Below are 16,036 nucleotides of genomic sequence, written 5' to 3' on the forward strand. Positions count from 1 at the left end.
GGAGTCACCTATTCATTTTGTTAATTTCAAAATATATTAATGATTTCTTGAAACACTGTCATTAACAATTCGAGGTGTAACAAAAATCAGGAGCTCACGCTTATTGTCAGATTTAAGATCTCTACGAAATAAATGACCTAAATATGGAATATCTCCCAAGAAAGGTACTTTAGTTTGTCCATTCCGTGTTTCTTGCTCAAAAATCCCCCCCAAAACTACCGTTTCTCCATTATCAACCAGCACATTAGTGCTAATTTGATTTTTATTAATCGTTAATTGACCCGTTGGAGTCGGGTTTCCAGGAGTATCACTGGTAATATTGAGCAGCATCTGAACTTTACCGTCAGGTGTAATACTAGGAGTTACATCTAAGCTGAGGGTTGCATCAATAAATTCAGTAGTTGAAACTGCATTTGCACCACCCCCTTCTGAAGATTGATACGGAATTTGTGTACCTGATGAAACTTTAGCCGCCTGCTTATCTGCTGTTAAAACTTTAGGTGTTGAGATCACTTCACCATAACCATCTGCTTGTAAAGCAGAAAGCTCCAGATCTAACATAAAGTCAGATAAGCTAATCAAGCCAAAAGCAATTCGACCAGCAGGGTTTGCAACACCCAAGTCAACATTCAAATTATCTGGGCGTTGAATATCATAGGTATATCCACCTAAATCACTTTCTTGAGGATCACGCAAATCCCAAAGTGTAGTGTCACTTCCACCCACTAATAGATTATTATTATTAGTAATGCCCTGAGAAAGAATTCCCCATTTCACCCCGATTTCTTTGGTGAATTCAGTCGATGCACGCACAATACGTGCTTCAACCATGACCTGCTTTACCTGTACATCAAGCAGATCCACCATATTGCGGATTTTATCGATAAAAGGCTGAGTATCATTTACAATTAAAGTATTGGTACGTGCATCAATAGAAATAGAACCACGTGAACTCAGTAGACTCTCCTTATCATCTCCACTTGTACTGCCTGTATTAGAACCGGCACTTGAGGCCCCTTTATTCTGCGTGATGAGCTTTTCAATATCAGCTGCTTTGGCATAACTGAGTTGCATATATTCTGTCTGAATAGGAGCAAGCTTTACACTTTGTGCAAGTGCTTTGGCTTCTTCTTCTTCAGCTTTAATGAGCTCAGATACAGGCGCGATCCAGATTACATTACCATTACGACGCTTATCCAAATTCTTAGTCTTTAAAACAATATCTAAAGCCTGATCCCAAGGCACTTCCTTAAGACGTAAAGTAATATTGCCTTGTACGCTGTCTGCTGCAACCATATTAATGTCAGTGAAATCTGCTAGTAGCTGTAATACTCGGCGAACTTCAATATCCTGAAAATCTAAAGAAATTTTCTTACCAGTATAATGCTGAGCAGCTTTTGGACGTAATGGATTTTTCTCTTCTGGGCGTTTTAAACTAATTGTCAGTTTATTATCGGTTTGATAAGCCATGTATTCATAGCTATCTGAAGTTTGAATGGTAACCACTCCAGAGCCATTCTGGTTGACCGCATCTACTGTCGAAACAGGTGTAGCAAAATCATTCACATTCAGACGACGGGTTAAATGTGCCGGGATCTTGGAGCCTAATGCCCGTACAATAACTTTAGTACCTTGCTGTTGTACATCAACCGGTGTATTACCACTCGCCAGATCGATCACGACCTGACCTTCACCTTTCGCCCCGCGCTGGAACCCAATATTGGTAATGCCTTGAGTATTTTGTTGTACAACTGGCTGTACAGGGATAACTGGATTGGTTGAATTGATTTTTAGAATAAAGGTATTGCCTTCAACACGCGTGGTAAATGCACCCGCATCAGCCAGATTCACAGTTAAACGTGCACGCTGGGCATCTGAAGTCACATCTACAGAACTTGCTTCTTTCGTTGCAACAGCAATACTGCTTTGTTTTAAATTCTGCTGTGCTTTATCAAAATCCAGAATCAGACGTGATGGCGATTCTAATTGATAAGCTTGTGGTTGAGGTGGCAAGCCATTAAACATCACACGAATTTCAGTACCTTGTCCTGGAATCTGCATTGGCACCACATTGGTCATCGAAACCTGTGCACTTGCCGCCTGCATTACAGCAATGGCAACTGCCCCCATTGAAAACTGACGAAACACATGATTCATTGTATTAACATCCCCAAAAATAAATTCTTTAAAACTTTTATTCATTGTTATTCCCTTTAACTTATGGCGCAGGCCCAATCAGGACCATACTGCGAGGGCGTTCCACATAGCCATCGCGTCCATCTGGAATAATCTCGATCAGATCAATTTGTGTCGGTGTGATATGGATCACCCGACCATGATTAAGTCCCATATAACTGCCACGCTGTACACGTTCAATTTCCCCATCTGGCGTATTAATTAAAGCCATAATCTGTCCAGCCTGGTTTTTGAGACTTCCTTTCATGGTCAAAGTTTCAAGTGGATAACTTTCTAAGGGTTGCAATTGACGTGATAGGTTTGGATAAACCCGTTTCCCTGCCATAATCTTCAGTTCTGCTGCCAATGAACTTGGCAAGAAAGGACTTTTCAGCTGATGTGCTGCATAACTAAAAGTTTCAACCGGAGCAAAATCGGGTGCTGGTTCAATGGGCAATGCGGGTTGATTGCGGATATTGGCCATTTCCTGATTGACCACATCAATACGTGATTCACAACCTGCCAGGATCAATCCGGCAGTAAGTGCTGAAGCAATCTTGATCATCTTCATTACTGTGCCCCCTGACTATTCGCAGCTGTTGTATCTGCCGATGCTGAGTTGGCACTACCGACATAACGATAGGTTTTTGCCTTCAAGGTATAATCTACAACCGGGATATCTGTTTTCTTCTCTTTATTTTCAGTACCCGTAATCGTAAAGTCGTGTAGCGTCACGATACGAGACAATCCTGCAATACCGCTGACAAATGAACCGAAGGCATGATAATCACCCGTTGCTTCAATAGAAATTGGCTGTTCAATAAAGAACTCTTGCTTTACTTCAGGTTCAAGACGGATATTCTTAAACTTCAGTCCGGCATTGACACCACTCAAATTAATATCTTCAACCAGGCCTGGGATTTCAGTTTCCTTTGGTAACTGTTCAAGCTGCTGGTTAAAGCTTGCTTCCATATCCTGAAGTTGCTGTTGGTATTGTTGCAAATTACGCAGTTTGGAATCTTTCTCACGAAATTCATTTAACAGATTCTGTTCTTGTGCATTGGCCTGAGTAATTGATTCAATCTTGCCTCGAATCAGACCGAAATAAGCCAGCATCAAAACCAGGAAAACAATAAATACCCAGCAGGTAATCTTTACAGCCAGTGGCCAGCTACCATAGTTATTTGGATCTAGGGTATTAAATTGCTGAAAAAACTTTTCTACCGTCATTTTATTTTTTGGTACAACAACAGCTTCCTGACCTAATTCATCAAATTGTTCGCTCATGATGTCGCCCCTCCTGTTGCTGCAGCCGCTTGCGGCTGTTGTTCTGAAAGCACCGGTTGAGCAATCTGGTCTAGATCCACTGTCACTGTAAATGTGCCATAAGATTCTTCAACACGTGGAATAATAGAGCTTGGCGCCTTGTCCTTGTTCTCTTCCGCCACAAGGAATGCATTCATGAAAGCATTACGGTACCAGGTAGAAGCTTCGAGATTACGCAATAATTCTGCAACCGTATTTGGACTTGCTGCTTTCCCTTCAATGGTGAACTTATCACCGACACGGTCAAACTTGGTGATATACATATCACTTGGGGTTACACGTACAATCTCGTCAATAAGATGTACGGCAATTGGACGCTGGGTTTGTAAACCTTGAATCAGTTTCATGCGTTCCACAATCGCATTACGCTGTTCCTGTAAACCTTCCAGAGATTTTAGCTGTACATCCAGATTCTGATTGGTACTGATGATGAGTTGGTTGGCTTGTTCTTGATCCTGTAACTTTTGATCATAGTAGAACCAGCTTCCCCCTGCTGCTGTCATTCCTAGCAATAATGCCCCGACGCAATAGGCGACAAATTCGTTATTTCTTTTTATCCTGAGCTCATCACGCCAAGGAAGTAAGTTAATTTTTGCCATTAATCAAAACTCCTCAATGCCAAACCACATGCAACCATGAGTGAGGACGCGTCATTTTCAATTTTTTTAATATCAATTTGAGGAGAAAAGCCCATTTGTAAAAATGGATTCGCGATCGTGACACGGTAACCAAGCTTTTGCTGTAATAATTTTGCCAGACCCGGAATATTGGCATTCCCTCCTGCCAACAGGATATGGTCAATTTCATTAAACTGAGAAGATGAGAAGAAAAACTGCAATGAACGAGCTGCCTGTTGCACCACAGCATCCAAGAATGGCTCCAAGACTTCAATATCATAGTCATCTGGCAATGCACGTGTTTTCTTGGCGCGTCCCGCTTCTTCAAAAGACAGACCATAACGATTCTGGATTTCCTGAGTCAGCTGCTTGCCCCCAAACACCTGCTCACGAGTATAAATAATCTTGTTGTTCCGCATGACTGATAGAGTTGTCATGCTATGACCAATATCCAGAATACCGACAGTATTTACGCCCATTGGTAAAGTATCGGCAAACACTCTAAAAGCATTTTCCAATGCAAAGCTTTCTACATCTGCAATCTTGGGTGTGATCCCCGCGATTTGCAGTACTTCAGACCGGGCTTCGACATTTTCAATACGGGTTGCGACCAACAGAACATTGACACGATTTGGATTAGACAATCGATCAGGCAAGACTTCAAAGTCAATGCTGGCTTCATCGAGTGGGAATGGAATGTATTGTTCGGCATCTTCACGAATTTGAACTTCGCGTTCATCACTTGTCATATCTGCATCCATTTCGATCGTTTTGGTGATCGCCATAGACGTAGGAATCGCAAATGCAGCCTGGTTAGATTGGGTATTGGCCAAGTTAATAGCACGAGCCAAAGCATCACCGACGGCTTCTGGATTTAAGATGTTTTTCTCAACAACACTACCTTCTGGTAATGGGACCAAAGCATAGCTTTCTACCCAGTACCGTCCGCTTTTCATAGAGAGTTCCAAAACTTTAACAGAAGTCGAGCTGATGTCGACGCCTATTAACCCCTTGTTTGGCTTACGATATAACCTGCGCACAATATCATTCCTATTATTTTTTTATCCCCAAAAATAAAGTAGCCTACTAGGTATAATCGGTCTAATAATTTTATCTAGATACAATAAGTCATCTAACATTATGTATATCTAAAGGATATACTGACCGCTCACTTAGTTTGCCATTAGCTCTTATTAAAACTTACTTGTTATGAAAAAGCTATCCAGTTCAGGCCTTGTTCATCCATTTTTTTTGATCATTATCATAATTATGATCTCAATTCCGATGGGCTTTTATGGCATGTACCTTTATATTGCTCCATCTTTGCCTGAAATGTCTATCCTTAAAAAGGCACCTTTACTTAAGCCTTTACAAGTATTTAGTTCCGATCAAGAGTTGATTGCAGAATATGGCGGCAAACTTTCTGTGCCTGTAGAATATGATCAGATTCCACCAGAATTTATTCATGCTTTCCTCGCTGCAGAAGATTCCAGCTTTTTCGAACATAGTGGCATCAGTTTTAAAGGCTTGGGCCGGGCATTAAGTGAAAGCGTCACGGGTTCCGATGTACAGACCGGTGGTTCGACCATCACTATGCAGGTGGCAAAAAACTATTATCTCAGTCCAGAACGAACACTAAAGCGCAAACTGACTGAAATTTTCCTGGCACGTAAAATTGAGCAAAACCTGACTAAAGAAGAAATTTTAACCCTCTATGTGAATAAGATTTTCTTGGGTAAAAATGCTTATGGCATCGCAGCAGCGGCTAAAATCTATTACAACAAAAGCCTGGAAGAACTTTCTCTTGCCCAGATGGCAATGATTGCCGGTTTGCCGAAAGCCCCTTCCAAGTACAATCCGGTCGCCAATCCTAAACGTACACTTGAACGTCGCAACTGGATTCTGGGACGTATGCTGCAGCTTGGTTATCTGAATCAGACACAGTATCAGCAAGCGATTGCGGAACCAATCAATCTGGATATGCCGGATCGTAGCACTCGCAATAAGTTTCCCTATGTCGGAGAGATGGTTCGTTCTGAACTGATCCAGAATTTTGGTGCACAGGCCATCGATTCTGGCTATAAAGTCTATACCACGATTAATAGTCAACGTCAGGCGTATGCTGAGCAATCGGTACAAGAAGGCCTTGAAGCTTATGACCGACGTCATGGCTGGCGCGGTGCTGAAGCAAATGATCAACCCTTAAAAAAATTCCAGCCTTTTGCCAATACCTACCCTGCTCAAGTCACTAAAATCAACCCAAATAGTTTTGAAGCCTTAATGCAGGATGGAACCACCGTCACCGTTCCCTGGTCAGGAATGTCATGGGCGCGCCGCTACCGAAACGCCAATAGTGTTGGCGCTGCACCCAAGCATGCGGCGGATATTGTTAAGCTGAAAGATATTGTCCGTTTACGTCCTAATGCACAAAAAACTTCCTGGGCACTGGTACAGATTCCTAAAGTCCAAGGTCAGCTGATTGCCATCAATCCAAATAATGGTGCCATTGAAGCAGTGGTGGGTGGCTATAATTTTTATCAATCGACTTTTAACCGTGCTATTCAAGGCTGGCGTCAGCCGGGTTCGACCATCAAGCCTTTTGTTTATGCACTGGCATTAGAACGCGGCATGAGTCCGCATACTATGGTCAATGATGCGCCGATTACGATTGGTAAATGGACTCCTCGAAACTCAGATGGTCGTTATCTGGGCATGATTCCTTTACGTCGTGCCTTATACCTTTCACGTAATACCGTTTCTGTGCGCCTGCTACAAACGGTGGGGATTGAGCGCACCCGACAATTATTAATGGATTTTGGCCTAGAAGACAAACAGATTCCACGCAACTACACCATTGCTCTTGGTACGCCGCAAGTACTGCCTATTCAGATGGCAACCGGTTATGCCACCTTCGCCAATGGTGGTTACCGTATCCAGCCGCATTTCATCAGCCGTATTGAAGATGCTTATGGTAAGACGATTTTTGAAGCAAAACCTGAATATGCCTGCATTTCCTGTATTAATCAGGAAGAACAAACGATTGCATCTGCTGACGTGGTGACGCCAGATGATGAAGTGATCGAAATGAATAACCGCTCACTGGAAACCAAAGCAGTAGCACCGAAAGTTTCGGCTGAACATAGCAATTACCGTCAGGCACAGCGTATTCTTAAATCCAGCTCTGCTTACGAAATGGCTAATATTTTACGTGATGTAATCCAGCACGGTACTGGCCGTGCAGCTTTACGCATTGGGCGTAGTGACCTAGGGGGTAAGACAGGTACCACTAACGATGCCAAGGATGCCTGGTTTGCCGGCTTTAATGGTAAGCTGGTAACAGTAGCCTGGGTCGGCTTTGACCAGCCAACAACTTTAGGTCGCCGTGAGTATGGCGGTGTAGCTGCCCTGCCAATCTGGACCGACTTTATGGCCAATGCGCTAAAAGGTACACCAGAATCCTGGGTGCGTCTGGATCGTAAAGCCAAAGCCCCAGTTAATCGTACTAAAGTCATCAATCAGGATTTAGAAGAAGTACAGGAAGACCGCTCTTCTCCGCCAATGGCCACCCCACTGTATCGTCCAGCCCCAGTCGTTATACCTAGACGTGAGCAAAATGATTTTGAAGATCTACCGGGTGAAGAATTGACTGTACCTGGTGAAACACCAGCAACGCAGGAACAACCATTGCAGCCAAAGAAAACGGATTCTCTTGATACTCTGATTGAACAGGTTCAGTAACTTTCCCGATTAAGCAGTCAAATATAAAGCCCTCAATTGAGGGCTTTATATTGTTTAGATAATAATCAGTATTATTTCTTTTGAAAAAGATAAATCTGGTATTGTGCCATTAATTCAAATTGTTCTTGCTGTTCAAGTGCCAGACGGCGTTCCGGCTTAGCCTTATAAGCATATGGCGTCATCGCAATCAGGTTTTTTAAGTCTGCTTGTGGCAAATTCATAGGCGCTTCAACAATCTGTTCACTCACTAAATCAAATGCATCTTGCAACTGCTCGACAAACTTTTGTGGCTCGTGTGGTTTCACTTCTTCAAATAGTGCTTCTCGCATGGCATACAAATGCTGTGGTGCAGGAGTCACAACCATTAAATAAGATTTCGGCTTGAGTACACGCAGAATTTCCTGTTTCGGAATCGGGCTAAACAGGCTGGTACATAGATCTATTGACTCATCTAATACAGGCAAAGTTGCGCCTGTACCTACTACCCAAGTAATCTCTTTATTCAGCTTCGCTGCTACCTGAATCGCATTTTTGGCAATATCCACGCCTACACACTGTAGTACTTCCTGTTGCATGGCATCAGTGTAATACCCTTCCCCACAGCCAATATCCAGCAGATTTTCAATACGCAGTTCACGAATCTTTTGTACCACTGCTTGTTGCAAAGGAGCATAGTGACCTGCACTTAAAAATGCACGACGCGCTTGTATTGATTCAGGCGTATCACCGGGATTTTTACTATGTTTATGCTGAACCACATGTAGATTCACATAGCCTTGCTTTGCTACATCATAGCTATGCTGATTGTCACAGCGCCAGGTCCCTTCATTTAGACGTAACTGCTCACGACACACCGGACAAATGAGTAGGTTCATTTGATAATTTCTCCAAAACAAAAAAGCCGGCATGCGCCGACTTTTTCAAATGCATTTCTTAGCGTAATTTTAAGGTCATTAGACCTAAAACTACCAGCATAATCGTAATAATCCAGAAACGGATCACCACCTGGGTTTCACGCCAGCCTTTCTTTTCATAATGATGATGCAATGGTGCCATCAGGAATACGCGTTTATTGCGCATTCTTAATGAACCAATTTGCAGGAAAACCGAAATCGCCTCTATCAGAAACACACCGGCCATAATCGCAAATACGATTTCCTGACGTACCATCACCGCAATCGTCCCCAGCATCGCACCCAGCGACAAGGCACCAACATCACCCATAAACACTTGCGCAGGATGGGCGTTGTACCACAGGAATGCTAGACCAGCACCAATCATCGCGGCACAGATCACCACCAGCTCAGATGAATATTTTACATATGGAATATGCAGGTAGTTCGCAAAACGTACATCACCGGCAAGATAAGCAAAAACACCTAGACCAGCAGCCACCAGTACGATCGGCATAATCGCCAGACCATCCAGACCGTCCGTCAGGTTAACGGCATTCGATGCGCCATTAATCACGAAATAAGTAAAGATAATAAAACCAATACCGAGTGGAATAATTGAGAGTGGAATCGTGTGATCCTTAAAGAATGGAATCAGCACATCCAGCATGTTGGCTGTCACGATCGGATTCGGTTGTTGCTGTGCAATCACATAAAGCGCAATACCGGCACCAATTGAACCTACAGAGGTCCAGAAAAACTTCTTGCGTGCAGGCAAACCGGCATTATCCTTATAACGGATCTTGATCCAGTCATCCGCCCAGCCGACGGCACCAAAAATCACCATCACTGCAAGTACAATCCACACGTATGGATTCGATAAATCTGCCCAGAGTAAGGTCGAAATACCAATTGAGAGCAGAATCAGCACACCACCCATGGTAGGTGTACCCATTTTTTTGGCATGATTTTCCGGTGCAAATGAGCTTACCGCTTGGCCGTATTTCAATGCCTGTAACTTGCGAATCATCACAGGGCCCAGCACCAAACCAATGGTCAATGCCGTCAAGACACTGAGCAAAGCACGTAATGTTAAATAACGAACCACCTGAAACGTGCTGTCATAGCCCGCCAGTTGTTCAAATAGCCATAACAGCATTTAGAGTTTCTCCATCAATGCAGCCATCAATGTTTCCATATGGGTAAAACGCGACCCTTTAAACAGGAATGACATCGGCTGAGGTTGATGTGTTTCAATCAAATCAATTAAAAACGGTAATGCCTGCTCCTGATTCAGGAAAGCCTGCATTTTCTTACCATATTGTGTACTACGCGCGCCTTCTTGTGCGGCAGGTGCAAATTCACCGACTGCCACCACAAAGTTCAGGCCTTTTACCGAAACCAGATCGCGACCCAGCTTATAATGCTCAATCGCGGCTGATGCACCTAACTCGCCAATATCCCCCATCACCATGACACGGATACCTTCCTGCTGTGCTAAAACGTCAGCGGCAACACGCATCGAGTTTGGATTGGCATTATAGGTATCATCAATAAACACAAATTCTTTGTGCTTGATGAAGTTCAGACGACCTTTGGCACCTACTGCCTCTTCCAGGCCAGCCACAATATCATCCAGGCTGATACCAAGGGCTAAAGATAAGGCAGCAGCAGCAGTTGCATTCTGCACATTATGCTCACCAGCAAATGGCAGGTTTACTGTTTTATTACCTTGAGGTGTATTCAAAATAAAGCTTGCAGACTGCGGATGTAATTCCACCTCAGTTGCGTAGACCTCTCCACCCTGACCAAAACTTAAGGTCTTTTCGGTTTTCACAGCAGCTCGAATCTGCTCGGCATAATCATCCGCTGCAGGAATAATAGAGGTTTCAGAAATATGCGAATAAATTTCTGACTTGGCACAGCAAATCCCATCACGACCACCGAACTCACCCAGGTGTGCCGTGCCGATATTAATAATACCGGCGACGTGCGGCTGTACCAGACCAGCAGTATAGTCAATTTCACCCTGATGGCTGGCCCCCAGCTCCATCACTGCATATTGATGCTCTGGGCGCAGCTCCAGCAACATCACAGGCACACCGAGATCATTATTCAGGTTACCGCGCGTCACCAAAGTTGGTGCCAGACGAGACAAGATACTACCCAGCATTTCCTTGGTAGTGGTCTTACCGCTACTGCCAGTCAGGGCAATGACTTTGAGTTGTGGATTTTGCTGACGGCGGAAAGCGCCTAGACGACCCAGCGCCTGACGGGTATCGTCCACAACCAATTGGCAGATTTCAGCATCAACCGGATGATCGACAATGACAATTTGGCAACCGTTTGCCGCCACTTGTGCTACGAAATCGTGTGCATCAAAGCGTTCACCTTTCAAAGCCAGAAAAGCATCACCAGCTTCAGCATCACGAGAATCCATCAGGATACGTTTAATTTCGCCTTCAGGCTGCTTGTCATTCAGCCAGTAACCTTGAGTCGCCTGTTGTAATTGTACTGCAGTCCAAGGTACCAAAGGCACAGTACTGGTAGTTGAAGTATGCATAAATTCGTCCTATTACTGCGCTGGATATGCTGAATCAGAGTTACAGTGCTGCGCATCAATGGCCGCCTGTACTTCGACAACATCATCAAACCAATGGCGAACGCCATCGATTTCCTGATAATTTTCATGCCCTTTGCCTGCAATCACGACAATATCACCCGCTTGCGCATGTTTCACTACAAACTTGATCGCTTCACGGCGGTCATGAATTTCCTGATAAGTTTTACCAGCGAAATCGATACCTTGCTTCATATCCGCGAAAATCTGTTCCGGGTTTTCAGTACGCGGATTGTCAGAGGTTAAAATCGCAATATCCGAACCATTAAGAGCCGCTTGTGCCATCAATGGACGTTTACCACGATCACGGTCACCACCACAGCCAAATACCGCCCAGAGCTTGTTATTGACATGGCGTTTTAAAGTCACCAATACCTGCGTCAAAGCATCTGGCGTATGGGCATAATCCACTACAAACAAGCGCTCACCATCACGCAGTACCTGCATACGACCCGGTGCGCCTTTTAGATTAGGCACAGTCTCAATCAAATTTGCTAAATCAAAACCAGCCTGTTCTGCAACAACCAGACTCGCCACTAGGTTTTCAACATTGAAATGACCCAAGAGTGGACTGTGTACGGTGAATGTACCCTGCGCAGTGATCAGTTTAAATTCTGCACCAGAAATCCGGTATTGAATATCCTGTACCTGATAGTCAGCAACTTGCGACAATGAATAAGTCAAAATTTTCGGCTGCGCTAGATTAGCCTGAGCCGCCTCAATCATCACCTGAGCATGTGCGTCATCCAGATTAATGATCGCAACTTTCAGAGATTCAAATTTGAATAAACGTGACTTGGCCTCAGCATAAGCTTCCAGCGTACCGTGATAATCCAGATGGTCACGGCTCAGGTTGCTATAAGCTGCAATTTCAATATCACAGCCATTTAAGCGGCCTTGTTCAAGACCATGCGAACTGGCTTCAATCGAAGCAAATTCTGCGCCCGCTTGCGCATAACCATGTAGGGCATTTTGCAATTGCAGCGCATCCAGTGTGGTATGCGAAGAGGCTTCCAGATTTGGCAAAATTCCATTGCCCGTGGTGCCCATCACCGCACAAGGTTTGCCTTGCAGCATCAAGAGTTCTGCGACCAAGCGAGAAATGGTGGTTTTTCCATTGGTTCCAGTCACGGCCAGAATACTTGCAGCCTGTACTGGCTGGGTCGCTTGCAGATAACGTTTCTGCCACCCCCCCATTAGATGCCGTACATTTGTCACGACTAATGCAGGAGAGATTCCGAGATCCTGTTCAGAAATGACTGCCAGTGCTCCTAGAGATAGCGCTTTTTTCGCATATTCCACAGTTTTCTCAGGTTGAGACAGACTGGTCAGGGCAATAAAAATTTGCCCTAATTTTACTTTTCGGCTGTCCAGCTCAAAGCCCTGAAAGGATTGTCGCATCCATTCAGCACTATCTTGAACGGCGTAGAGATCTTGAAATGTTATCGACATTGATCACCTGTTTACTGGACTTGGGGAGATTCTAAAGGTTTGTCCAATGGGACATTCAGCAAGCGTAAAGACTCTTGCATTACACGCGCAAAGACCGGCGCAGATACCGTACCACCATAGTAGGTGCCTTGCGGGTTTTCTACCACCACCACCATAGCGATCCGTGGGTCACTGACTGGTGCCACGCCGGCAAATAAAGCACGGTATTCATTGGTCGAATAACCTTTACGGTCAGCACGCAATTTATGCGCAGTCCCTGTTTTACCTGCAACCCGATAACCTGGCACTGTCGCACGAGTAGCGGTACCCCCTGGCAAGGTTGCAGTTTCCATCATCAGCAGAACCTGGTCTGCAATTTTCGGATCAATCATCTGCTCGCCTTTCGGCTGCTCTTCTAATTTGTACAGGCTTAGTGGGACTTTTACGCCCTTGTTAGCCAGCATGGCATAGGCATCAGCCAGTTGTAGCACCGTCGCATTCAGACCATAACCATAAGACATAGTCGCCACTTCAGACACGTTCCATTTACTAGGTGGCAGAATCAGACCGGCACTTTCACCCGGGAATTTCACGGCAGAACGCTGACCAAAACCAAGGCGTTTATAGAAAGTCGGCAAGGTTTCATAAGGCAGTGATAACGCCAGTTTGGCGACACCAACGTTAGAGGATTTCTGGATAATACCACCCAAGGTTAATTGCCCATAATTGTGGGTATCCCGGATTGTGTGATTCCCGACCCGCATACTTCCCGGGGTCGTATTCACCACTGAATTGGCTGTGTATTTACCACTTTCCAGCGCCATCGCTACAGTCAGCGGCTTCATGGTTGAACCCGGCTCGAAAGAGTCGACCGCACCGCGGTTACGCATCGCATCTTTGTTCAATAATCCGTTTTTATCATTCGGGTTATAAGCTGGCCATGAAGTCATCGCCAGAATTTCACCCGTCTTCACATCCACCGCGATTGCGGTTGCAGAACGGGCATTATTTGCAACACCTGCTGCAGTCAGTTCACGATACATAATGTACTGCAAGCGTGAATCGATGCTAAGCGTGATATTTTCCCCTGCTTCAACTTCTTTAATAATTTCAGGGTCTTTAACGCGGTTGCCCTTCTTATCACGTACTATCTGCTGCTCGCCGTCTACACCTGACAGACGGGTATTCAGCTGCATTTCCAGGCCTTCAATCCCCACGCTCTCACTATTGGTCAAGCCAATAATCTGTGAGTTCGGTTGTGGCTGCGGATAGTAACGCTTATAGTTTTTCTCGGTGTATACACCCTGGAAATTACGCTGCATAATCAGCTCAGCCTGTTGAGGCGGAACTTCTTTTTTCAGAATCAGATAACGGGAACGCGGACGCGCTTCCATCTTCTGGCGCAGGTCGGCACGATCCATACCCACCGCATCAGCCAGTTCATCCAGGTTCAGGTTTTTATCCGGTAACTGACGTTTCAGCTTGCGGTTATTCGGATCCTTTTCCAAAGCCTGAATCGTTTCATCATAGAGTTTTTTATTATCAAAATAATCACGTGGATCAATCACTACCCGCATAATTGGAGTACTGATCGCCAGGGGCACGCCATTACGGTCATAAATCACACCACGCATGGCTTTAATTTTGTCGGTTCTTAAAATCTTGGCATTGGCCTTGTTCTGCAGGAATTCTTTATTAATCACCTGTACATAGAAAGCGCGCCCGATCAAAGCTAGAAAGCACAGCAGTACCACGGCCCACATAATATAAAAACGGCTAATATCAACGCTTAAAGCATTTTTTGTCGTCACGGACTGTTTTTTACGTGCCACTTGCTTGGTTTTCTTGTCTACCATGTCTGAGCGCTAGCCTTATTTTTTTACATCTGAAGTTTGTGGCAATGAAATCACCACGGTCTGTGAAACAGGAGGAGAATACATTCTGAGCTGGGTCACGGCACGTGTTCCAATCTGGGCGGTTGCACCAAAGGTCTGCTGCTCGATCAGCAAACGTCCCCACTCTGCATTGAGATCATCACGCTCACGCAGATAGCTGCTCAGTTTTCGATAATCCTGACGATATTCAAAGACTTGAAACACCACAAATACAGCACTGATGAAAACCATCATCAACAGAATGCCGTAAGTAATGGCTTTCTTCATCCCTGACTGATTCAACTTCCTTTCGACCACTTCAGTTTTCATTATTTGCCTATTAAGCTAAACGTTCTGCAACTCGGAGCCATGCACTACGTGAACGAGGATTGGCTTTCACTTCCTCATCACTTGCCTTGATACGGGATACTTTTCTCAGTCGACGTGTATCCTTGCGTTGTTGCGGCATCCCCCAGCCCGAGTCTTCCTCTAAGGTAGATTCTTTTTGAATAAATTGTTTAATTAAACGGTCTTCCAATGAATGGAAGCTAATAACCGCCAAACGACCATGAGGTTTAAGTACTTCAACGGCTTGTGGCAGGAAAACTTCAATATCTTCTAATTCTTTATTAATAGCAATACGAATCGCCTGGAAAGTTCGGGTTGCCGCATGTTTATTTTTTTCCCATTTCGGGTGTGCCACTTTGACAATTTCTGCCAGCTTGGCTGTCGTATCAATATATCCGGCAGCCTTGATTGCTTTGGCAATCCGCCGGCTATATCGCTCTTCGCCATACTGGAAAATGATATTGGCCAAAGCTTCTTCTTCAATATTCACCAACCACTCAGCTGCGGTCGGGCCTTGTGAATTGTCCATACGCATATCCAGCGGACCATCTTTCATAAAGCTAAAGCCACGTTCAGCCTGATCCAGCTGTGGAGATGACACGCCTAAATCCGCCATCACCCCATCCACGCTTTCTATACCATGCTCAGCAAGTGCTTCTTTAAGGTCAGCAAAGCTGGCATGAATAATTTTAAACCGGGGATCTTCCTGTTCCAGGACCGCAGCTGTTTCAAGTGCCTGAGGGTCTTTATCAAAGGCATAAACACGGGCATTTTCATCTAATTTAGACAATAAAAGACGCGTATGGCCACCACGGCCGAAAGTTCCATCCACATAAATTCCCGTATTTCGATCAGCCACCAGGGCATCAACGGTTTCGTGAAGCAATACAGAAATATGGGACATAAAAACTCAATCAATAGGGCGAAAAATTTAACTGCACATTATCACTCTGTTTAGCTAAAGCTCCAAACGACTTTTTGTAGATAAATATTATTTTCCATAGAGAAAACCGT

13 protein-coding genes are annotated in these 16,036 nt (G+C 44.6%); 1 reads left to right on the forward strand and 12 read right to left on the reverse strand.

What is annotated here, in order from left to right:
* Window positions 1-36 precede the first annotated feature (36 nt).
* From pilQ to C8322_RS10820, 5 genes are read right to left on the reverse strand one after another with little or no spacing between them, the layout of a single operon-like run.
* A complete protein-coding gene (pilQ, locus tag C8322_RS10800) occupies window positions 37-2,202 on the reverse strand; it encodes a type IV pilus secretin PilQ family protein (protein ID WP_005223467.1) in 2,166 nt (721 codons plus the stop codon).
* 16 nt (window positions 2,203-2,218) lie between these two features.
* Complete coding sequence (locus C8322_RS10805; protein WP_004810006.1) at window positions 2,219-2,746, reverse strand: pilus assembly protein PilP; 528 nt, start codon at window positions 2,744-2,746, stop codon at window positions 2,219-2,221.
* Window positions 2,746-3,465, reverse strand: coding sequence for a type 4a pilus biogenesis protein PilO (locus C8322_RS10810; RefSeq protein ID WP_026056744.1), 720 nt, complete (start codon window positions 3,463-3,465; stop codon window positions 2,746-2,748). Before C8322_RS10810 ends, C8322_RS10805 begins: the two co-directional genes overlap by 1 nt.
* Window positions 3,459-4,100 carry a PilN domain-containing protein gene (locus C8322_RS10815; RefSeq protein WP_111810613.1) on the reverse strand — a complete coding sequence of 214 codons (642 nt, stop codon included), beginning with the start codon at window positions 4,098-4,100 and terminating at the stop codon, window positions 3,459-3,461. Before C8322_RS10815 ends, C8322_RS10810 begins: the two co-directional genes overlap by 7 nt.
* Window positions 4,100-5,158: a pilus assembly protein PilM gene (locus C8322_RS10820; protein WP_004810013.1), complete on the reverse strand. Its 1,059-nt coding sequence runs from the start codon at window positions 5,156-5,158 to the stop codon at window positions 4,100-4,102. The genes C8322_RS10815 and C8322_RS10820 overlap by 1 nt, the downstream gene beginning before the upstream one ends.
* 169 nt (window positions 5,159-5,327) lie before the next feature.
* Here C8322_RS10820 and ponA point away from each other — a divergent pair, with 169 nt between their 5' ends.
* Window positions 5,328-7,856, forward strand: a complete 2,529-nt coding sequence (ponA, locus tag C8322_RS10825; RefSeq protein WP_111810614.1) for a penicillin-binding protein PBP1a — start codon at window positions 5,328-5,330, stop codon at window positions 7,854-7,856.
* Window positions 7,857-7,927: 71 nt separating this feature from the next.
* Here ponA and C8322_RS10830 read toward each other — a convergent pair whose 3' ends face one another.
* From C8322_RS10830 to rsmH, 7 genes are read right to left on the reverse strand one after another with little or no spacing between them, the layout of a single operon-like run.
* The gene (locus C8322_RS10830) at window positions 7,928-8,731 is read right to left on the reverse strand and encodes a putative RNA methyltransferase (protein WP_111810615.1); all 804 of its coding nucleotides are present in this window, start codon (window positions 8,729-8,731) and stop codon (window positions 7,928-7,930) included.
* Window positions 8,732-8,789: 58 nt separating this feature from the next.
* Window positions 8,790-9,908 (reverse strand): phospho-N-acetylmuramoyl-pentapeptide-transferase, encoded by a 1,119-nt coding sequence (mraY, locus tag C8322_RS10835; RefSeq protein ID WP_111810616.1) that lies wholly within the window; start codon window positions 9,906-9,908, stop codon window positions 8,790-8,792.
* On the reverse strand, window positions 9,909-11,312 hold the full coding sequence (locus C8322_RS10840) for a UDP-N-acetylmuramoyl-tripeptide--D-alanyl-D-alanine ligase (RefSeq protein WP_111810617.1): 1,404 nt from the start codon (window positions 11,310-11,312) through the stop codon (window positions 9,909-9,911). It abuts the gene before it with no gap.
* A 12-nt stretch (window positions 11,313-11,324) separates the two neighbouring features.
* Complete coding sequence (locus C8322_RS10845) at window positions 11,325-12,821, reverse strand: UDP-N-acetylmuramoyl-L-alanyl-D-glutamate--2,6-diaminopimelate ligase (protein ID WP_108675593.1); 1,497 nt, start codon at window positions 12,819-12,821, stop codon at window positions 11,325-11,327.
* 11 nt (window positions 12,822-12,832) lie between these two features.
* Window positions 12,833-14,656 (reverse strand): penicillin-binding protein PBP3, encoded by a 1,824-nt coding sequence (gene ftsI / locus C8322_RS10850; protein ID WP_004810024.1) that lies wholly within the window; start codon window positions 14,654-14,656, stop codon window positions 12,833-12,835.
* 15 nt (window positions 14,657-14,671) lie between these two features.
* Window positions 14,672-15,004, reverse strand: a complete 333-nt coding sequence (locus tag C8322_RS10855) for a cell division protein FtsL (protein ID WP_004810026.1) — start codon at window positions 15,002-15,004, stop codon at window positions 14,672-14,674.
* 10 nt (window positions 15,005-15,014) lie between these two features.
* The gene (gene rsmH / locus C8322_RS10860) at window positions 15,015-15,926 is read right to left on the reverse strand and encodes a 16S rRNA (cytosine(1402)-N(4))-methyltransferase RsmH (protein WP_111810618.1); all 912 of its coding nucleotides are present in this window, start codon (window positions 15,924-15,926) and stop codon (window positions 15,015-15,017) included.
* Between the last annotated feature and the right edge of the window lie 110 nt (window positions 15,927-16,036).

The organism is Acinetobacter sp. SM1B (assembly GCF_003289665.1).
Lineage (GTDB): Bacteria > Pseudomonadota > Gammaproteobacteria > Pseudomonadales > Moraxellaceae > Acinetobacter > Acinetobacter schindleri.